This window comes from Mycobacterium sp. ABE4_509, from assembly GCF_056160785.1.
In genome coordinates this window covers 15079-34231 of sequence record NZ_JBSWXU010000046.1, presented here as the reverse complement: position 1 = coordinate 34231, position 19153 = coordinate 15079, and the positions used below count along the sequence as shown (strand labels likewise).

19 protein-coding genes and 1 pseudogene are annotated in these 19153 nt (G+C 68.4%); 9 read left to right on the top strand and 11 right to left on the bottom strand.

The window, feature by feature from the left end:
* Positions 1-1217: pseudogene (locus tag ACXAID_RS12540) on the top strand (hypothetical protein); the annotation flags it as partial.
* Positions 1218-1228: 11 nt separating this feature from the next.
* On the opposite strand, the gene ACXAID_RS12535 reads toward ACXAID_RS12540, so the two are convergent.
* A complete protein-coding gene (locus ACXAID_RS12535) occupies positions 1229-1603 on the bottom strand; it encodes an FKBP-type peptidyl-prolyl cis-trans isomerase (protein ID WP_475022537.1) in 375 nt (124 codons plus the stop codon).
* A 31-nt stretch (positions 1604-1634) separates the two neighbouring features.
* Here ACXAID_RS12535 and ACXAID_RS12530 point away from each other — a divergent pair, with 31 nt between their 5' ends.
* The 3 genes from ACXAID_RS12530 to ACXAID_RS12520 all read left to right on the top strand — a co-directional run bounded on the left by ACXAID_RS12530 (position 1635) and on the right by ACXAID_RS12520 (position 4971).
* Positions 1635-1883: a DUF2630 family protein gene (locus ACXAID_RS12530; RefSeq protein ID WP_475022536.1), complete on the top strand. Its 249-nt coding sequence runs from the start codon at positions 1635-1637 to the stop codon at positions 1881-1883.
* The gene (locus tag ACXAID_RS12525) at positions 1880-3460 is read left to right on the top strand and encodes a phytoene desaturase family protein (RefSeq protein ID WP_475022542.1); all 1581 of its coding nucleotides are present in this window, start codon (positions 1880-1882) and stop codon (positions 3458-3460) included. Before ACXAID_RS12530 ends, ACXAID_RS12525 begins: the two co-directional genes overlap by 4 nt.
* Before the next feature lie 143 nt (positions 3461-3603).
* Positions 3604-4971: a hypothetical protein gene (locus ACXAID_RS12520; protein ID WP_475022535.1), complete on the top strand. Its 1368-nt coding sequence runs from the start codon at positions 3604-3606 to the stop codon at positions 4969-4971.
* Positions 4972-5102: 131 nt separating this feature from the next.
* Here the strand turns inward: ACXAID_RS12520 and ACXAID_RS12515 are convergent, their stop codons facing one another.
* The 3 genes from ACXAID_RS12515 to ACXAID_RS12505 all read right to left on the bottom strand — a co-directional run bounded on the left by ACXAID_RS12515 (position 5103) and on the right by ACXAID_RS12505 (position 7173).
* Entirely contained in the window at positions 5103-5597 is a 495-nt protein-coding gene (locus tag ACXAID_RS12515; protein WP_475022534.1) for a hypothetical protein, read from the bottom strand.
* Between the two features lie 155 nt (positions 5598-5752).
* Positions 5753-6451 carry an MspA family porin gene (locus ACXAID_RS12510; RefSeq protein WP_475022533.1) on the bottom strand — a complete coding sequence of 233 codons (699 nt, stop codon included), beginning with the start codon at positions 6449-6451 and terminating at the stop codon, positions 5753-5755.
* Between the two features lie 59 nt (positions 6452-6510).
* Entirely contained in the window at positions 6511-7173 is a 663-nt protein-coding gene (locus ACXAID_RS12505; RefSeq protein WP_475022532.1) for an MspA family porin, read from the bottom strand.
* A 367-nt stretch (positions 7174-7540) separates the two neighbouring features.
* On the opposite strand from ACXAID_RS12505, the gene ACXAID_RS12500 reads away from it, so the two are divergent.
* Together ACXAID_RS12500 and ACXAID_RS12495 are read left to right on the top strand one after the other, a co-directional pair.
* Positions 7541-7996, top strand: coding sequence for a hypothetical protein (locus ACXAID_RS12500; protein WP_475022531.1), 456 nt, complete (start codon positions 7541-7543; stop codon positions 7994-7996).
* A 130-nt stretch (positions 7997-8126) separates the two neighbouring features.
* The gene (locus ACXAID_RS12495; protein WP_475022530.1) at positions 8127-8723 is read left to right on the top strand and encodes a sensor domain-containing protein; all 597 of its coding nucleotides are present in this window, start codon (positions 8127-8129) and stop codon (positions 8721-8723) included.
* A 13-nt stretch (positions 8724-8736) separates the two neighbouring features.
* Here ACXAID_RS12495 and ACXAID_RS12490 read toward each other — a convergent pair whose 3' ends face one another.
* From ACXAID_RS12490 to pdxH, 6 genes are all read right to left on the bottom strand, one after another.
* The gene (locus ACXAID_RS12490; protein WP_475022529.1) at positions 8737-9156 is read right to left on the bottom strand and encodes a MarR family winged helix-turn-helix transcriptional regulator; all 420 of its coding nucleotides are present in this window, start codon (positions 9154-9156) and stop codon (positions 8737-8739) included.
* Entirely contained in the window at positions 9146-10603 is a 1458-nt protein-coding gene (locus tag ACXAID_RS12485) for an MFS transporter (RefSeq protein ID WP_475022528.1), read from the bottom strand. Before ACXAID_RS12485 ends, ACXAID_RS12490 begins: the two co-directional genes overlap by 11 nt.
* Before the next feature lie 77 nt (positions 10604-10680).
* Complete coding sequence (locus ACXAID_RS12480; protein ID WP_475022527.1) at positions 10681-11985, bottom strand: citrate synthase; 1305 nt, start codon at positions 11983-11985, stop codon at positions 10681-10683.
* A gap of 105 nt (positions 11986-12090) precedes the next feature.
* Positions 12091-12741 carry a TetR family transcriptional regulator gene (locus ACXAID_RS12475; protein ID WP_475022526.1) on the bottom strand — a complete coding sequence of 217 codons (651 nt, stop codon included), beginning with the start codon at positions 12739-12741 and terminating at the stop codon, positions 12091-12093.
* 71 nt (positions 12742-12812) lie between these two features.
* Positions 12813-14090, bottom strand: coding sequence for an MFS transporter (locus ACXAID_RS12470; RefSeq protein ID WP_475022541.1), 1278 nt, complete (start codon positions 14088-14090; stop codon positions 12813-12815).
* Between the two features lie 23 nt (positions 14091-14113).
* Complete coding sequence (gene pdxH, locus ACXAID_RS12465; RefSeq protein WP_475022540.1) at positions 14114-14755, bottom strand: pyridoxamine 5'-phosphate oxidase; 642 nt, start codon at positions 14753-14755, stop codon at positions 14114-14116.
* A 117-nt stretch (positions 14756-14872) separates the two neighbouring features.
* On the opposite strand from pdxH, the gene ACXAID_RS12460 reads away from it, so the two are divergent.
* The 3 genes from ACXAID_RS12460 (at position 14873) to ACXAID_RS12450 (ending at position 17448) form a co-directional block, all read left to right on the top strand.
* Positions 14873-15991: a citrate synthase 2 gene (locus ACXAID_RS12460; RefSeq protein WP_475022525.1), complete on the top strand. Its 1119-nt coding sequence runs from the start codon at positions 14873-14875 to the stop codon at positions 15989-15991.
* Between the two features lie 85 nt (positions 15992-16076).
* Positions 16077-16910 carry a glycoside hydrolase family 16 protein gene (locus ACXAID_RS12455; RefSeq protein ID WP_475022539.1) on the top strand — a complete coding sequence of 278 codons (834 nt, stop codon included), beginning with the start codon at positions 16077-16079 and terminating at the stop codon, positions 16908-16910.
* A 76-nt stretch (positions 16911-16986) separates the two neighbouring features.
* Positions 16987-17448: a VOC family protein gene (locus tag ACXAID_RS12450; protein WP_475022524.1), complete on the top strand. Its 462-nt coding sequence runs from the start codon at positions 16987-16989 to the stop codon at positions 17446-17448.
* Between the two features lie 22 nt (positions 17449-17470).
* On the opposite strand, the gene ACXAID_RS12445 is transcribed toward ACXAID_RS12450, so the two are convergent.
* The gene (locus ACXAID_RS12445) at positions 17471-19150 is read right to left on the bottom strand and encodes an FAD-dependent oxidoreductase (protein WP_475022523.1); all 1680 of its coding nucleotides are present in this window, start codon (positions 19148-19150) and stop codon (positions 17471-17473) included.
* Between the last annotated feature and the right edge of the window lie 3 nt (positions 19151-19153).

Below are 19153 nucleotides of genomic sequence, written 5' to 3'. Positions count from 1 at the left end.
ACCCGGCGGACAGCGCGACGCCGGCACTGGTCCTGGTCGCCGAAGCGAGCACCGCCGCGCAGACCGCGCCGAGCGCGCCCGAGCCGCTGTCCCCGCTCGCCGAACTGCTCGAACTGCCCGGACGTCTGGTCAACGACGTGCTGCAGGCGTTCGGCTTCACCACATCGGCGGACGGACCCCAAAGCCCGATCACCCTCGCGCCGATCAACGACCTGCTGTTCGCCGCGTTCCGGGAACTGGAGCGGCTGATCGGGCTGGACCGGGAACCGGCCGTGCAACCGGTGATTCCGACGCTGACCTATACCGGCCCCACGACGGCCCCGACCCCGACCGTGGCCCAATTCCTCAACGCGTCGGCCGCCGGTTACGGCCTCGGAACCACCCCCGGCGGACTGGTGCCGTTCACCGTGGACGGATTCCAGATGTCTTCGACCAACATCTTTTCCGGCATGGTGGCCAAAGTCTGGACGACACCCGAGCAGCAGATCATCATCTCCTACCAGGGCACCACCGGAGGGACCCATCTGCTGTTCAACCCGCTGATCACGGTCAGTCAGGTGCTGGCCGACATGCAGGTGATCTTCACGCCGACCACGCCGCTGGCGTTCCACGACGCCCTGCACTTCGCCCGGCGGGTGCAGGCCGAGGCAGCCGAGCAGGGCTACGACACCGACGACATCTTCGTCACGGGCCACTCGCTCGGCGGCTGGGAGGCCCAGTACGTCGCACAGCAGATCGGCCTTGCCGGAATCGGATTCGAGACGCCCGGCATGAACACGGTCGTGCCGGGCAACGGCGCCGACTCGATGTTCGTCAACATCGGGACATACGGCAGCGCCGCGCCGATTCTGGCCACCGATCTACCCGGCCTGCAGCCGTTCATGCCGCGCTATGTGCCCGGAGGCGGAAGCAAACCGCACTACGGCCCGATCGTGATGATCGGCGACCCGGCGGCCGCCTACCCGCTGCAGAACGCCTCCGCGCTGTGGGGCAGGAGCATCATCGGCAGCCTGGTGTTCCTGGTGGATTTCCTCGGCAACTTCTTCCAGTACCACCTGCCCGGTGTGCAGGCCTATCACCTCGACGTGGTCCCCGACCCCGGTGTGGTGCCCTGGCTGGGGTCGGCCCGGGGGCCGGTGCACACCGGATACGGGACGCTGACGATCCCACAGCTGATGAGGGCCGCCTCCGATGACGGAATCCTGTTCCAGCCCTGAGGAAGCTCAGATCAACGGGTAGCCAGCAGGTCGATCACGAAGATGAGCGTCTTGCCGGAGAGCCGATGCCCACCGCCGGCCGGCCCGTAGGCCTGGGCGGGCGGAATCGTCAGCTTGCGCCGGCCGCCGACCTTCATGCCGGGGATTCCGTCCTGCCAGCCCTGGATCAGCCCGCGCAGCGGGAACTCGATCGACTGTCCGCGGTTCCAGGAGCTGTCGAACTCCTCACCGGTGTCGTACTCGACGCCGACGTAGTGCACCTCGACGTTGGCCCCGGGCACCGCCTCGGCGCCGTCGCCGACGATCAGGTCCTCGGTCACCAGCTCGGTGGGGGCCGGGCCGTCGGGAAAATCGATCTCGGGCTTGTCCGCGGAATTCTGCGTCACGACACCCACGGTAGTCGGGCAGACTGGACGGGTGAGCAAAGACCAGGAATTCCTCGCCGAGGTGAACCGGCTGGTCGCCGAGGAGCGGGAGTTGCGCGCCAAGCTGCAGCGCCACGAGATCGACGAAGACGAAGAACATGCCCGGCTCCGCACGATCGAGATCCAACTCGACCAGTGCTGGGATCTGCTGCGGCAGCGCCGCGCACTCCGCGAGACGGGTAGGGATCCACAGGAGGCCCGCATCCGGCCACCCGACGAGGTCGAAGGCTACTTGAGCTGACGCAATCGGACTACGACGCAGTCGTCCTCGGCGGCGGGCACAACGGCCTGGTCGCGGCCGCCTACCTGGCCCGCGCCGGACGCCGGGTGCTGGTGCTGGAGCGACTCGGCCACGTCGGCGGGGCCGCGGTCTCGGTGCACGCGTTCGACGGGGTCGAGGCCCGGCTGTCGCGCTATTCGTACCTGGTGAGCCTGCTGCCCAGCCGCATCATCGAGGACCTGAACCTGCGCATCCGGCTGGCCCGGCGCCGGTTCTCGTCCTACACCCCTGATCCGGCCGATCCATCGACCGGCCTGCTGATCGGTCCGCCGCACACCTTCGCCGAGATCGGCGCGGCCGACGACGAGACGCCCTTCGCGGACTTAGCGCTCCGCTGCCGGACGGTGGCCCAGCGACTGTGGCCGACGCTGACCGGGCCGCTGCCCACCCGTCGCGCCGTCGAGCGGGCCATGACAGCCGGCGACGGCGGCGCTCTCGGCTTCTGGCGCCGGCTGAGCAGCGAGCCGATCGGCCAGATCATTCGCGAAGCGGTACGCAGTGATCTGGTGCGTGGGGTGCTGGCCACCGACGCGCTCATCGGAACCTTCGCCGCACTCGACGATCCGTCGCTGGTGCAGAACGTGTGTTTCCTCTACCACGTGCTCGGCGGCGGAACCGGCGAATGGCAGGTCCCCGTCGGCGGAATGGGCGCGGTCACCGGTGCGCTGTCTGCCGCGGCCACCAGCTTCGGGGCCGAAATCATCACCGGCGCCGAGGTTTACGCGGTAGACTCGGACGGCGAGGTGCGCTACCGCACCCACGACGAGGTTCACCGGGTGCACGGCGCGGTGATCCTGGCCAATGTGACGCCCGCGAAACTGGACGGCCTCCTCGGCGCGCCACCCCGCCCACTGGCCACCGGCGCGCAGGTCAAGGTCAACATGATGTTGTCCCGGCTACCCGCACTGCACGACACCGAGATGACCGCCGAACGGGCTTTCGCCGGCACCTTCCACGTCAACGAAGCCTTCTCCCAACTCGAATCGGCCCGAACGAGCGCCGAGGCCGGCCGGCTGCCCGATCCGCTACCGCTCGAGATCTACTGCCATTCACTGACAGACCCCACCATCGTGTCCGACGAGTTACGGGCAGCCGGCGCCCACACACTGACGGTGTTCGGGTTGCACACACCACATCGTCTGACCACATCAGCCGATCCGGAAGACATCCGCGCCCAGCTCACATCGTCGGTCCTCGATTCGCTGGACTCTGTTCTGGCCGAGCCGGTTCAGGATCTCGTGATGCGTGACGCGAAGGGGCGGCCATGTCTGGAAACGCAGACCACGGCCGACTTGGAGAACACGTTGGGAATGACCGGGGGCAACATCTTCCACGGGGCACTGCAGTGGCCGCTCGCCGCGGACGACGAGCCCTTGAGTACCCCTGCGCAGCGCTGGGGGGTGAGCACCGAGTATGACCGGATCCTGTTGTGCGGGTCCGGAGCCCGGCGAGGTGGGGCCGTGTCGGGGATCGGCGGTCACAACGCCGCGATGGCGGTGCTGCAGAACCTGCGCGCACCGACGGCGCGCGGCGGCTGACGGCATTGCCCGGCAGGCTCCCCGCAAATCTCCAACTGTTCACCTGCCGCTAGCTTTTTCGTTGCATTCCAACCAGGGTCCAGGTCGGCTCGGGCGATAGATTGAGCACCACAGCTAACCTGACTGCGTCGAAGGCGGCCCCCATGCACGTACCTGTTGGCAAATCGCTCCTCGGGCTGATGTCCGCGGCCTGCATCGTGATGTCCGCAGGGGTGCCGCAGGCCGCGGCAACCGAGATTCCGCCCACGGTCTTGGATGCGTCGTCGCCGCACACCGCCGCCGACCCCGCACTGTTCGACCCGGTGCCGGCGACGCTGCGCTTGGTCTCGGATGCCGTGATTGTGTGGCAGGACAACGCGCCGGGGGTCGGGAGTTCCGCCGCGCTCGCCCTGGGCACCAATCCGCTGCAGTTGGCGATCGAGCTGCTCACGTTCCCTTACCACAACATCTACGGCGTCACTTCGGCGGTGGGTGACGCCTTCACCGCCTTCCTGATGGCCGGGCTGCTCCCGTTCTCGATCGCCTCCCTCGTGGTGGTCGACGAAGACGAGAAGATACCCGACTACGTCGACCAGGTGTTGACCAATCTCCGCGGCGCGATCCCGGGGATCTTCACTGCGATCCAGGACGAGATCCGCTACGACATCGGCCTGTTCGCCGCCCTGTTCAACCCAGGGGCTTCCGCTGTCGAGGAAACCGAGAACGCCCAGAAACAGGTCACTACCGCGCAAGCAGATGCGGTGCTCACCGACGCCGACAACCCCATCCAGCTGCTGGTGGAGCTCGCCACATTTCCATACCACAACGCCTTCGCCATCACCTCGGCCGTCGGCGCGGCGTTCACCGACTTCCTGATGGCCGCACTGCTTCCCGTCTCGATCGCCTCCCTCGTACTGGTCAACGAAGACGAGAAGATCCCTGACTACGTCAATTCGGTGATCAACAACCTCGGCACCGCTATTCCGGAGATCTTCACCACGATCCGCGACGAGATCGCCTATGACGTGTCGCTTTTCCAGCAGGCTTTCAGCCTGATCGGTGGACAGGGATCCTCCGACGAGGAAGCGCAGATCAGCGGCGCCATCGTTTCAGCGGCCCCGCTCGAAGCGACCGCGGCCGCCGACGATGCGAAGGCCGCGGCGGGTGCACCCGCAGTGGACGGCGAGTCCGCCGGTTCCGACGACACGCAGCTTCGGGCGACCGATCCAGACGCAGTCGAATCCGGCGCGGCCGATGACGTCGAGTCAGGCGAAGATTCCGTGGACATCTCCGACGACGAGCAGTCCGTCGATGACGTCGAGCCCGAACCGGAGACCGACTCCGACGAAGAGCTCGAGGACACAACGGATATTGCCGATGATTCCGGGGAGGATGCGGACATCGAGCAGACCGACGTCCCCGATTCGTCACGGGGTCCCGGCGCCAGGTCGCACGGCAATGCTCCTGATAGCGACGACGCCGATGCCGCACAATCCGAAGACGACGTGTCGGCCGAGGCCGAGTCGGAGTAACCACCGCGCAACCCGGTGGAGGCCCCCTTCCAGGGGAGGGGGCCTCTTGCGTCAGCCTTGCGATTGCCGCGCGGCGCGACATTGACTGGTTGGCATTGCGTCCGCGGCAGACCGTGTCCCCGGTCGAGCCGCTAGCCGACCGGAGGCTCCGCAGGCAGCTGCACCTGCTCGGGGGCCGGCTCGGGAAGATGATCGACCAGGCCCGGCGGCAGGTTCGTCCCGGGTGGTGGCGCAGTACCGGGCAACGGTTGGCCCAGCTGCGACTCGGGCATCTGGCCGAGCATGCCTCCTCTGAGCCGACCGTCGCGGTACAGGTCGATCCAACTGCCGAACCATTCCGACCGCGCGATGGCGGTGTTCTCCTGGCCCGGCTCGACGCCGAAGGGCACGCCCTGGCCCGGCGCCGAGGGTTCGACGTACTGCGGCAGCGGGGTGTAGGCATTGTTGAAGATCGACAGGGGCGGCGGGGTCCCCGGCCCCATGCCCGGCGGTGACGGGACCGGCTGCTGGCCCAGCACGGTCGTCGGGTCCAGGCCTACCGTGTCCGGGGGCAACCCCAGGCCCCCGATGCCCAGCGGCACGCCGAGACCGGGGATGGCCGGCCCCGAAGGCTGGGGCGGCGCCACGGGCGCGTCCCCAACCGGCGGTCCGGTGGGTATCACCGGATCGACCGGCGCAGGCGCACCGGGGTCAGCCGCCGCGGCCGCAGCGAAAGCGACCGTGACGCCAGCGAGCGCTGCGCAGAAAGCCATCCCCAGTGCCGGGGGCCCCATGAGCGGGCTCACACCGATTTGGTGACGCCGTAGTAGGCGACGACGTCGCTGGTGTCGGTCGTCGAACTGGACAACGTCGCGTACGACCGGATGAACGACTGGCCGAGGCATCCGTCGACTTTGATGTGGATGTCTTTGAGCGTCACGCGGACCGGAGCCTCCTTGTAGGTCTTCTTGTTGACCGACACCTGGGTCACCTTGCCGGGAAACGGGTGGATCTCGATCTTGCCCGTCATCGGAGCCGACAGCCCGCCCGGTATGACCGAGTCGAACGCAATACCCGAGTCGCCGAGACCGGCCTGGCCGATCAACCGCATCTGCTTCAATTCGGCGCCACAACCAATCTGGTAGCCGACATCAAGTGTGCCGCCATCCAGTTCGGTGGTTCCATTCCCGGAAACCGCTCCGGCGAAGGTGCCCCCGACCAGATATTCGCGTGAGGACGTCGCGGTGGTCAGCGGTGCCACCGGAAGCTGCGTTTCATCAGAAGCAACGACGGTGAGTGTCCAGCCGTCCGGCGTGATCACCGTGCCGGGGGCGCCCGACGGCACCAATCCGTTGTCCGGCGGGGGCGGCGGCGCAGCGTCGCCGGGGGTCGGCGGCAACGGGCCCGGAGGGGCCGGCTGAGCAGACGCCACCGGTGATGCGGCGACCGTCGCGCATACGGCGAGAGCACACATGGCCAGAGCCACAGGACGTTTCAGCATGGCGGTGAGATGCCTCTCATCGAAGGGGTTCGAAGTTGTCGGACACGGGTTCGTCGCGGTCAGAATGCCGTGGTGACACCGAGATAGCTGATGACATCGTCGGTGTTGTCCGTCGAACTCACCAACGTCGCGTACGAACGGATGAATGACTGACCGGCACACTGGTCGACCTTGACCCGGACGCCGTTGATGGACACACGTGCCGTCTTCCCCTTGAAGGACTTCTTTTCGATGGCCACCGTGTTCGTCACACCCGGAGACAGATAGACCTTGCCCTCCAGCGAGGCTCCGAAGGCGAACAGTGGCGACCCTACGAACGGCACGTTGATCGAGGGCGTGAACGAGGCATTGGGGTTGATTTCGTACTCTTCGTTGATGATCCCGCACCCGATCTGCTGACCGGCCTCGAGCGTTCCGCCCTTCAGGGCCGTGGTTCCCTCTCCGGTGATCTCCGCGGTGTAGGTGCCACTGATCAGGTATTCGCGCGAGGTGATCGCCGTTGTCAAGGGTGCGACCGGGACATGGGACTCGTCGCTTCCGGTGACCGTCAGCCGCCAACCATCGGGGGTGTCGAGGACCCCGGCCGGCCCGGACGGCACCGAGCCCACCGGTGCGGGCGGCACCGGGGCCGGCGGGGGCACTGGCGGTTGCGCGGACGCCAGCGGGACCGCCGTCACCGACAGTGCGCAGGCAACCAGAAGAGCAGCAAAACGAACCGACATACCGGCCTCTCGGTTTTGAACGACCAGACACTCACCTAGCAACTTGGCTTTGGCAAACAACTCTTAGCCCAAGCAAGTACTCGACGCGAGGAAGTATTCAGTTGCCCAGTTGCCGAGGAGTAAACGGAGAACAAATTGTGCATGCCAAAATAACGGAAGCGTCACGGCCCATCCGGTGCAGTGCTGTTCGATCCGCTACCTTTCATCCGTCAGACCAAAGATGTCGGCATATCGGCATGAACGCACTGGCCGAGGAGGTTCGATGGCATCGCCAGCCACGCGGTGGACGCCGGCCACGGTGTCGTGCGCGGCCTTGCTCGCTTCGAGTCTCTGCCTCGCAGCCACCGCGTCAGCTGAGCCTGACGGTGTGCCGGCAACTGACGATCCGGTTGCCGACGCCCCCCGTGCCGGCCAGGTCCTGATCGGCGCGCCAATCGCCGATGACGCCGATCCGGCGGCGGTCGCAGCGTGCCGACGTTATTCGGTCGTCCTCCAAGGCACAGCGGTCTACTACGACAACTTCGCCCAGGCTCTCGAAACCTACGAGCAACCCGAATACAGAGATGTGGTCCGCACCAGCAACACGTTGGGCCGCACGGCACTCCGCGAGGGTGCGGCAGAGGCGCTTTCGGCCTCGAACATGCCGGGACTGGCCCCGGACATCGCCGGCCCGATGCGCTCCTGGTCGCTGAGCGCCACCAAGCTCCTCGTCAAGATGGGGCTGCGCGGCACCGGCGAGACACTCGACACCACGGTCGCCGAGATGAACAACGACGCCTATGCGGTGCAGCTGGCCTGCGCAGCGGCCGGCACCCACGCGTGACCCGAGCGGCCCGATGAAGCGGTCGGCCTTCTGGGCACCCCTGCTTGCCCTCTCGCTGAGCGGGTGCGGTGCGGCGTCGGCGCCGCAACCCACCCCGGCCTCTCCTCCGACAATCGTCGGGACCTCTGCGGTGGGTTCGCTGCTGTTGGGGACCAGCGACATCGACGCGTTGATGGGCGCCGACATGACACCGCTCGAGCCCGTCGACGCGATGAGCGACAACAGGAACCTACTGCCGAATCTGAACTGTCTCGGGGTATGGCAGGTTGCCGAAGCTGCTGTCTACGCCGAACGCGGCCCGGACAACTGGCAAGCCATGCGCCAGCAGATGCTGCGACAGCCCGACATCGACGACTGGGACGCCATCGCCGTGCAATCCGTCGTACTCTACGAGTCCCCGGCGGCAGCCAAAGAGTTCCTTTCCGCCTCGGCCACACGGTGGTCGGAGTGCACGAACCACACGGTGAACATCACGCTGAACGACAGGTCACTGCCCAGCTGGCGCAGTGGAGACCTCGAGCAGACCGACACCAGACTCTCTATCCCCTCCACCCGAGCCAGCGGTGATAGCAGCCACGCCTGCCAGCACGTCCTGGCGGCCAGATCCAACGTGATCGTCGACGTGCAGGCCTGCAAGCGCCAGGACGGCCCGGCGACCCAGGCCGATGACATCGCGACCGCAATAGAGACGCGTATCGACGACGCGGTGAGCGCAGCCGGCGGTTGACCGCCCGGGCAAGTCAGTGCGGGCCCAGCATGTCGAGGATCCGGCGCAACGCCGCCAGTTGTTCCTCGGGCAGCGCGGCCAGCGCGGCGGGGGCGGGGTCGCCGACATCGGCGATCGCTGCGACGGTGGCGCGCCCCGCCTCGGTCAGCGACACCACCTTGGAGCGACGGTTGGCCGGATCCACCCGCCGGACCACCAGGCCGCGTTCTTCCAGATCGTTGACCGCGACGGTGGCGGCCGGCGCGTCGATCGTCGCGGCCTCGGCGAGCTGTTTGACCGACATCGGGGCCCGGCTCAACCTCTTGAGTACGCGAATCCTGCTGAACGGCAACCCCGACCGCTCCACCACGGCCCGCCGCCAGCCGTCGCGGTGGTCGAGCACGAACGCGACCAGGTCGCGCCAGACGTCGTCGGCGTTGTGCTCACCGGCCATGGGCGGCCTCCGCGGTGGCCAGCGCCGTACCGATCAGCGGTGCGAGCCGGTCAGCCGAACGCATCGCTCGCCGCGAGGTCGAAAACAGACCGGTGGCCAGGATCACCAGCCCCAGCCCGATGCAGATGTACCACAGCGGGTGCGCGGCTGCGGCGAACCCGGCTCCGCCCGCGGTCATCGCCGCTCCGGCCACCGAACCACACAGTGCCACACCGATGCTCACCCCCACCTGCCTGCTGGTCGAGGTCACCGCCGAGGCCGCCCCGGCGCGGTCCACCGGCATCCCGCTGACCGCGGAGTTGGTGATGGGCGCGTTGACCATGGAGAACCCGATGCCGAACACGGCGAACACGATCAGCAGCGACCACACCGGCGTCGTCGCCGTCAGGAAGGTCAGCATCGCCGAGGCCCCGGCGATCAATGTGCCGGCCGCCACCAGCGAGGGCCGTGCGCCGTAGCGGCCGACCAGCCGCCCCGACAGCGGTGAGAACAGCACCGCACCCACGGCGATCGGCAGATAGACCAGGCCGGTGTGCATGGCCGAGAAGCCGCGCTCGCCTTGCAGATACAGCGACATCATGAACAGGAACGCGCCCCAGGCGGCGAACGCGCTGACCGCGTTGATCACTGCGGCGGTGAACGGGATGCTCCGGAAGAACCGCAGATCGAGGAAGGGGTCCGCACGACGCGACTCATAGCCCAGGAAGGCGGCGAATGCGGCGGCGGCGACGCAGGCGATGATCGGGACACGCGGGTTGGACCAGCCCAGCGCGGGCCCCTCGATGAGGGTGTAGACCACGCCGAACAGGAACACCACGGCCAGCAGCTGGCCGATCGGGTCGACACTGCGCATCGTGGCCGACCTGGATTCCGGGACGAACACCGCGGTCAGCGCGATGGCCGCCGCGCAGATCGGCAGGTTGATCCAGAACACCGAGCGCCACCCGACGGTCTCGATGAGCAGGCCGCCGACGATCGGGCCCAGCGACATCGAGATGCCGACCACCGCTCCCCACACGCCCAGCGCTCGGGCCCGTTCCACCCTGCCGGTGAAGATCTGCGAGATGATCGACAGTGCAACGGGATTGAGCATCGAGCCGCCGACACCCTGCAGGAGCCGGGCGGCGATGAGGGTTTCGATCGTCGGCGCGAGGCTGCAGGCCAGTGAGCCGAGGGCGAACACCGCCAGCCCGGTCTGGAACACCCGCCTGCGGCCGAGGCGGTCACCGGCGGCGCCGGCCAGCATCAGCAGGGAGGCCAGCACCAGCGTGTAGATGTCGACCACCCACTGCAGCTGGGCGGGGGTCGCCGCCAGGTCGGCGCGGATCGACGGCAGCGCGACGTTGACGATGGTGGCGTCCATCGACACGATCAGCAGGCTCAGGCAGCAGGAAACCAGGATGATGGCCTTGCGCCTGGCGGTCAGCGCGCCGACGGTGTCACTCACTCAACGATTGTGAAACTACAACCTTTGGGAGAGCAAACCACGGCACGGTGAGAAACATCGCACCGTGCCGGTGCGCCCTAGCGGGAACCGAGCGGAATGTAGTTGCGCTCGGTGTAGCCGGTGTAGATCTGGCGCGGGCGGCCGATCTTGTTCGGCTCGCTGTGCATCTCGCGCCAGTGCGCGATCCACCCGGGCAACCGGCCCAGCGCGAACAGGACGGTGAACATCCGGGTGGGGAAGCCCATCGCGCGGTAGATCACGCCGGTGTAGTAGTCCACGTTCGGGTAGAGCTTGCGCTCGACGAAGAAGTCGTCGGTGAGCGCGATCTCCTCGAGCGACTTGGCGATGTCGAGCAGCTCGTCGTTGACGCCGAGCTTGCCCAGGATCTTGTCGGCCTGTTCCTTGACGATGCGCGCACGCGGGTCGTAGTTCTTGTACACCCGGTGTCCGAAGCCCATCAGCTTGACGTTGTCCTCGCGGTTCTTCACCTTGCGCACGAAGGTCTCCACGTCGCCGCCGTCCTGACGGATCTGCTCGAGCATCTCCAGCACCGCCTGGTTGGCGCCGCCGTGCAGCGGCCCCCACAGCGCATTGATGCCGCCGGAGATCGAGGTGAACAGGTTGGCCTGCGACGAACCCACCAACCGGACCGTCGAGGTCGAACAGTTCTGCTCGTGGTCGGCATGCAGGATGAACAGCATGTCCAGCGCACGCACCATTTCGGGGTCGAGCTCGTAGGGTTCGGCGGGGAAACCGAACGTCATCCGCAGGAAGTTCTCCACCAGCGTCAGCGAGTTGTCCGGGTACAGGAAGGGCTGCCCCTCGGACTTCTTGTAGGCATAGGCCGCGATGGTGGGCAGCTTGGCCAGCAGACGGATGGTCGACAGTTCCACCTGCTGCGGGTCGAACGGATCCAGCGAATCCTGGTAGTAGGCGCTCAGCGCGTTCACCGCGCTGGACAGCACCGGCATCGGATGGGCGTTGCGGGGGAAACCGTCGAAGAACCGCTTGAGGTCCTCGTGCAGCATCGTGTGCCGCTGGATCTGGTGGGTGAACTTCTCCAGCTGCTCGGACGTCGGAAGTTCCCCGTAGATCAGCAGGTAGCTGACCTCGATGAAGGTCGACTTCTCCGCCAACTGCTCGATCGGCACCCCCCGGTAGCGCAGGATCCCGGCGTCACCGTCGATGTAGGTGATGGCCGACTTCGTGGACGCGGTGTTGACGAAGCCGCCGTCGAAGGTCGTGTAACCGGTCTTGGCCAGCAAAGACCCCAACGCGATGCCGTCGGCTCCCTCGGTAGCTTTGACGATGTCGAGTTCGAGCTCGCCACCGGGGTAATTGAGGATGGCGTGCTGCTGCCCGGCTTCGGCGTTATCGGCCACTGGGATCCCTTCGCTGTCGATCGGGTCTATCCGGAAGTCACAGAGTCTGTCTAGAAGAAGGTAGTCCCATTCCAGCAGTCACGCCCGCGGGGGGCGCAGCCGGGGTCAGACGACCTGACGCAGCGGGGCGATCTCGCCGACGAACGCGTCATAGGTGGCTTCGAACACCCCGATGACATCATCGACAGTCACCGATGCGGCGTCGGTCATCTCGCCGGTGGCCTCCTGCAGCGCTGTCAGCATCAGCGCCCCCCACACCGCGGCGATCAGCTTGACCCTGCGGTCATCGACACCGACACCCAGCCGCTGCGCCACCACCATGTCGACGGGGTTCGCCCGGTACTCGACCGCGGCATTCCGCAGCGCCGGCGAGGCCACCACGATCCGCAGGATCTGCAACAGGCGATCGGCGGTGAACCCGGCCCGCGTGGACCGTTTGCTCTCCTCGGCCATCCCGATGTAAGCGCGCCGCAGGGCTGCGAAGAGGTCCAGGTCCGCGGGCTGGTGGGCGAGGTGGTCGGCGACGTGCTCGAGCAGCTCGTCGATCAGCGCCAGCGCCACCGCTTCCTTGGTGGCGAAATAGCGGCTGAAGGTGCGCGGCGAGACGTCGGCGATGGCGGCGATCTGATCCACCGTGGTGCGCTCGAACCCCTGCCGGTCACACAGCTCGACCGCCGCGTCGATCAACGTGGCGCGGGTCCGGCGCTTCTTGCGCTCGCGCAGGCCCGGCGCGGGCTCCCCCCTCGTGTCGGCCACCTCGGGACTCTAACCCCTGGGCCTGTGAAACGAATGAGGATCAGCCCGGGCCGGACGGCACGCACAGCCGGTCACAGCCCGCCGGCACCGGTGACGCGGTACCGCACGAAGGCGGGCACGGCCAGGGCCGCGATCACCACCCCGACCACCACCAGCACCCCACCGCCGGCCGCGGCGACGGTGGTGCCGACCGCGGCCGCCGCGGCACCGTGCAGGGTGTCGGCCAGCCGCGGGCCACCGGCCACCACCACGATGAACACCCCCTGCAGCCGACCCCGCAACTCGTCGGACGCCGCCTGCTGCAGGATCGTCGAGCGGAACGCGGCCGAAACCATGTCGGCGGCCCCGCCGAGCGCCAGGAAAGCCAGCGCGAACCACAACATCAGCCCCGCCGTGCCGGACGCGAGGCCGCTGACCAGACCGAACCCCACCATCGCCAGCCCCCAGGCGACGATCGCCACCACCACGGCCAGCCCCTGTCTTCGGACCTTGGGCAGCCAACCGGAGAACACCCCGCCGGCCACCGCCCCGACCGACATCGCCGCCGCCAGCAGCGCCATCGTGGTCCCCCCGTCGATGGGACCGCCGAAGCTCTCGTGCGCCATCTGCGGGAACAGGGCCCGCGGCATGCCGAAGATCATCGCGATCAGATCGACGACGAAGGACATCAGGATCACCTTGTTGCCCGCCAGGTAGCGGAACCCGTCGAACACCGCGGCGAATCCCCAGCCCCCGCCGCCACCGGACCCCGACGGCGGGATCGGGGCCAGCCGCACCGATGCCCCGATCGCGGCCAGACAGGTGATCGCGTCGATCAGATACAGCGTCGAGAGGTCGACCCAGTTCAGCATCAGCCCGGCCAACAGCGGGCCGACGATCGCGCCGAACTGCGTGACGGTCATGTTGAGTGCGTTCGCGGCGGCCAGTTGCCCGCCGGGAATCATCCGCGGGATCGCCGCCGCGCGGGTCGGCGAGTTGACCGCGTAGAAGGCCTGCTGCACCGACAGCAGGCTCAGCACCACCCACACGTTGTCGAGCGCGATCGCCGACTGCAGCCACAGCAGTACCGAGGCCGCCGTCAGCCCGACGGAGGTGATGATGAGCAGCAGCCGCCGGTCCATCGCATCGGCCCAGGCCCCGCCCCACAGCCCGAAGACCACCAGCGGCACCAGCGCGAACAGGCCGGACAACCCCACATACAGCGAGTTCTGGGTCAGCGCATACAGCTGAACCGGCACCGCGAAGATCGTCAGGTTCGCGCCGATGACGGTGACGATCCCGGCCAGCCACAGTCGCCGGAAATCCGGCGTCTGCAGCGGGGTGGTGTCGGCGAGAAGTCGGCCCCGCAGGCGGGGCGGACGGCCACTCACACTCAGGGCTGCAGGCGTTCGACCGCCGTGCCGCGCACCCGGATCCTGTTGTGCAGCCTGTTCTCCCGGCCCTGCCAGAACTCGATCACCTCGGGTGCGATCAGATAGCCGCCCCAATGAGGGGGAACGGGGACCTCGTCCAGGCCGGCGAAACGCTCGGTGACCTCGGCCAGGCCACGCAGCAGCGCCTCCCGCGACCCGATGGGCCGGCTCTGCGCCGAGGCCCAGGCGCCGAGCTGGGAGCCGCGCGGGCGTTGGGCCCAGTAGTCGGCCGTCTCCTGCGCCGACACCTTGGTGACCGGGCCGCGCACGTGCACCTGCCGGCCCAGCTGGTACCAGGGAAACGTCGCCGACGCGTACGGGCTGGCCGCCAGCTGCTCACCCTTGTCGGAGTCGTAGTTCGTGTAGAAGGAGATGCCGTCTTCGGTCACGCTCTTGCACAACACGGTGCGGGTGACGGGTCTTCCCTCGGCGTCGACGGTGCCCACGACCATGGCGTTCGCTTCGGCGACACCGGCCTCGCGAGCTTCGGCCAGCCACGACTGCAACAGGGTCACCCACCCGGTGGCGGGTTCCGGACCGAGCCAGTCCGCCTCGAGGTCGGCGCTGCCGTCCTGTTCCACTGACCCGTACTCCACCCGCATGCCCGCGAGATGATCGGAAGTGCCCACGTGACAACGCTACGCGGGGTCCGCCCGGCCGGTCGGGCCGATCCCCGCACTGCCGGTCCAGCGGCCCGGGCCGAATGCGAGAATCGGCCCATGACTGCGGTGCCGAAGGATTTCGCCCCCGGGTTGGCGGGCGTGGTGGCGTTCGAAACCGAGATCGCCGAACCGGACAAGGACGGCGGGGCGCTGCGCTACCGCGGCGTCGACATCGAGGACCTGGTCGCGCACCACGTCACCTTCGGCGACGTGTGGGGGCTGCTGGTCGACGGGCGCTTCGGGCACGGGCTGCCCCCCGCCGAGCCGTTCCCGCTGCCCATCCACAGCGGCGACGTGCGTGTGGACGTGCAGGCCGGGCTGGCGATGCTGGCGCCGATCTGGGGCTATCCCCCGCTGCTCGACATCGACGACGAAACCGCCCGCAACCAGCTGGCCCGGGCCTCGGTGATGGCGCTGTCCTACGTCGCACAGTCGGCCCGGGGGATCTATCAGCCGGCGGTTCCGCAGCGCACCGTCGACGAATGCCAGACCGTGACCGCCCGGTTCATGACCCGTTGGCAGGGGGAGCCCGACCCGCGTCACATCGAGGCCATCGACGCCTACTGGGTCAGCGCCGCCGAGCACGGGATGAACGCCTCGACGTTCACCGCCCGGGTCATCGCCTCGACCGGCGCCGATGTGGCCGCCGCGCTGTCCGGCGCGATCGGCGCGATGAGCGGGCCGCTGCACGGCGGCGCGCCCGCACGGGTCATCCCGATGATCGAGGAGGCCGAACGGACCGGTGACGCCCGCGCGGTCGTCAAGGGCATCCTGGACCGCAACGAGAAGCTGATGGGCTTCGGCCACCGCGTCTACCGCGCCGAGGACCCGCGGGCACGGGTGCTGCGGGCCACCGCGAAGCGGCTGGCCGCACCGCGCTACGAGGTGGCCGCCGCGGTCGAGCAGGCCGCGCTCGCCGAACTGCGTGAGCGCCGCCCGGACCGTGCCATCGAGACCAACGTCGAGTTCTGGGCGGCGGTCATCCTCGACTTCGCCCAGGTCCCGCCGCGGATGATGCCCGCGATGTTCACCTGTGGCCGCACCGCGGGCTGGTGCGCACACATCATGGAACAGAAGCGCCTGGCCAAGTTGGTCCGGCCATCGGCGATCTATGTGGGCCCCGGCCCGCGCAGCCCGGAATCGGTCGCCGGGTGGGACCAGCTGAACCGGCCGTGACGGCCGGTCGCCGAGCCGCGCGACACTACCTGCCGGATTCTCCGTGATCTGAGCCGAGCGGCCCTACTGTGAGGCTGTGACCGACATCGACCGCCGCCGTGCGCTGACGCTGGCCGGGTTGGGCGCGGCCGTCCCGTTCGGGCTGGCCGCGCTGCCTGTGACGGTGCACGCCCAGCCGATATTTCCCGACGCCGAACCCGCGGGTGGCGTGCTGTTCTCCGACGAATTCGACGGTCCACCCGGGGCCGCGCCGGATCCGGGGCGCTGGATCGTCTCGACGGAGCGCGAGACTATCCGTAACCCGGTGTTCTGGGACCGGCCGGAGAACATGGGCCAGTACCGCGACGACCGGCGCACGGTGTTCCTCGACGGGAACTCCAACCTGGTCATCCGTGCCCTCCGAGAAGGACCCCCGGAACGCCCCACCTATGTCAGCGGCAAGATCTCGGGCACCTGGCGAGGCGGCATCGGCCACACCTGGGAGGCCCGGATCAAGCTGGACTGCCTGACCCCCGGCTGCTGGCCGGCGTGGTGGATGCTCAACGACGTCCCCGGCCAGGGCGGCGAGATCGACGTGATGGAGTGGTTCGGCAACGGCATGTGGGGACCGGGGAGCACCGTGCACGCCAATCTGTACGGCACCGCCGCGGCCAACCATCCGATCGAGGTCGACAACCAGTGGCACACCTGGCGATGCCAGTGGGACGAGCTCGGCGTGCGGTTCTGGAAGGACCCGATGCCCGGCCAGCCGCCCTATTTCGACGTGCCGGCCGGCTCGATCGCGGGCTGGAAATTCAACGACCCGGGTTTCCAGATGTTCCCGATCCTCAACCTGGCGGTGGCCGGGTCCGGCGGCGGCGACCCTGCCGCAGGCATCTATCCCGCCGAGATGAGGGTGGACTACGTCCGGGTGTGGTGAGCCGCCGCGATGAGTTTCGCGGCCGCGGGCAGTCGACACCACGTCAGGATGCCGACCCAATCCGTTTGGAGAACCCATGGCCGATCAGAAACCGGACAACACCCCGATGCTCGTCCCGCACCTCGTCGTCGAGGACGCCGCCGCGGCGCTGGACTTCTACGCCAAGGCGTTCGGCGCCGAGGAGCTCTTCCGGCTGCCCGGCCCGGGCGGCAAGCTGATGCACGCCTGCTTCGCGATCAACGGCCACCGGGTGTTCCTCAACGACGACTTCCCTGAGTTCTGCGGCGGACGGTCGAGCAGCCCGACCGCGCTGGGTGGCACGCCGGTGACCATCCACCTGCACGGACCCGACGTCGACGCCCGCTTCCAGCGGGCCCTGGACGCCGGGGCAACAGTCGTCAATCCGCTCGAGGACCAGTTCTGGGGCGACCGCTACGGCGTCGTCCGCGATCCGTTCGGCCACCAGTGGTCGCTGGCCGAGACGGTACGCGAGGTGGACCCGGCCCGGATGGTCGAGGAGATGAACGCCCAGAGGTAGGGCCCCGGGACTGCCGGATATCTCAGCGCCGCAGACCGGCCAGCAGCCGCTGATGGATCGGCGGTGCGGGTGCGGTCTCGGCCGCATCGAGCATGTCGGCGACGGCGGTGAACTTCTCCCGCGGGCGCCGCTCTCCGCCGCGGGCCCGCTCGGCCTCGTCGATCGCCTTCCATCCGGCGGCATCGACCACCGTGGGCCGGCGACCGCGCACGAACCGGTCCAACGCGTGCGGTTTGTGGGCGGGATCGCCGAGCAGGCCGTCGTTGTAGTCGGCCACCAGATTGTGGACGGTCTCGGCGGCGCAGGACTTGTTGGTGCCGATGAACCCCGTCTGCCCCCGCTTGATCCAGCCCGCCACGTAGCTTCCCGGCAGCGGCTCGCCGGAACCGGCGTCGACGACCCGGCCGCCCTGATTCGGCACCACGGCTCGGGCCTCGTCGAACGGCAGCCCGCGGATCGGGCGGCCGCGGTAGCCGATCGAGGTCAGCACCAGACCGGCAGGCATCCGGCGTATCTCGCCGGTTCCGGTGACGGTGAACTCGACGCCGGTCGCCCGGGTCTCTCCGAGTACCCGGGCCGGGGTGAGCCCGTAGGCCAGCCTGATCCGGGGCCGGGTGCTGGGAGCATCGGCGCTGCCGAGCTTGGACAGCACCTCGAGCTTGTTGCGGGGCAACGGATCGGTCGCGGCGGCCAGGTCGGCGAGCAGCCGCTGCTGGTCTGCGATGTCGAGCACCACGTCGCAGACCGAGGTCAGGCCGATCAGTTCGGGCAGCGTGAACGCTGATTCCGCCGGTCCGCGCCGCGCCGCGATCACCACTTCCCGCACCCGGGAGGTACGCAGCGCGGCCAGTGCATGCTCGGCGATGTCGGTGCCTGCCAGCACGTCCGGGTCGGTGACCAGGATGCGCGCGACGTCGAGTGCGACGTTTCCGTTGCCGATGAGCACCACCCGATCACCGGTCAACTCCACCGGCAGACCGGCGTAGTCGGGGTGCCCGTTGTACCAGGCCACCACCTCGGTGGCGGTCGCGGTCCCCGGCATCCCCATGCCGGGCACGTCGAGTCGGCGGTCGTTGGGGGCGCCGACCGCGTAGAGCACCGCGTGGTGGCGTTCGAGCAGTTCCTGGTGGGTGATGTCGGATCCGACCTCGACGTTGAGGTAGAACCGGAACCCGTCCTTGGTGGCGATCTTGTCGAACAGGCCGGTCACCCGTTTGGTCGTCTGGTGGTCGGGTGCGACACCGGCGCGCACCAGGCCGTACGGGGTCGGCAACTTCTCGAACACGTTGACCCGCACCCCCTGCTGGGTCAGCAGTTCGTCGGCGGCGTACATCGCCGCCGGGCCGGAGCCGACGACGGCGACCGTGAGCGGTCCACCCGCGCGTCGCCGCACGACGGGTGCGTCGAGCACCGGGGCCAGCTTGGACGTCGGCGGCAGCTTTCCCTCCCGCTTGGGATAGAACGCCGCGTTGAGCTCGACGAACGGCAACTGCTCGGGCGCCAGTGCGGTGTCGGGCGCAATCGCCCCGACCGGGCACGCCGACACGCACGCGCCGCAGTCGACGCAGGCCACCGGATCGATGTAGAGCATCTCGGCGGTGGCGAAGCCCGGCTCGTCGGGCGTGGGGTGGATGCAGTTGACCGGGCACGCGTAGACACACGACCCGTCGCTGCAGCACGACTGGGTGATGACGTGAGGCATGAC

Coding starts and splice junctions, on each gene's coding strand:
- ACXAID_RS12460 (WP_475022525.1), top strand. CDS start 14,873: ATGACTGCGGTGCCGAAGGATTTCGCCCCCGGGTTGGCGGGCGTGGTG.
- pdxH (WP_475022540.1), bottom strand. CDS start 14,755: ATGCGGGTGGAGTACGGGTCAGTGGAACAGGACGGCAGCGCCGACCTC.
- ACXAID_RS12450 (WP_475022524.1), top strand. CDS start 16,987: ATGGCCGATCAGAAACCGGACAACACCCCGATGCTCGTCCCGCACCTC.
- ACXAID_RS12510 (WP_475022533.1), bottom strand. CDS start 6,451: ATGCTGAAACGTCCTGTGGCTCTGGCCATGTGTGCTCTCGCCGTATGC.
- ACXAID_RS12505 (WP_475022532.1), bottom strand. CDS start 7,173: ATGTCGGTTCGTTTTGCTGCTCTTCTGGTTGCCTGCGCACTGTCGGTG.
- ACXAID_RS12445 (WP_475022523.1), bottom strand. CDS start 19,150: ATGCCTCACGTCATCACCCAGTCGTGCTGCAGCGACGGGTCGTGTGTC.
- ACXAID_RS12490 (WP_475022529.1), bottom strand. CDS start 9,156: ATGGCCGGTGAGCACAACGCCGACGACGTCTGGCGCGACCTGGTCGCG.
- ACXAID_RS12520 (WP_475022535.1), top strand. CDS start 3,604: ATGCACGTACCTGTTGGCAAATCGCTCCTCGGGCTGATGTCCGCGGCC.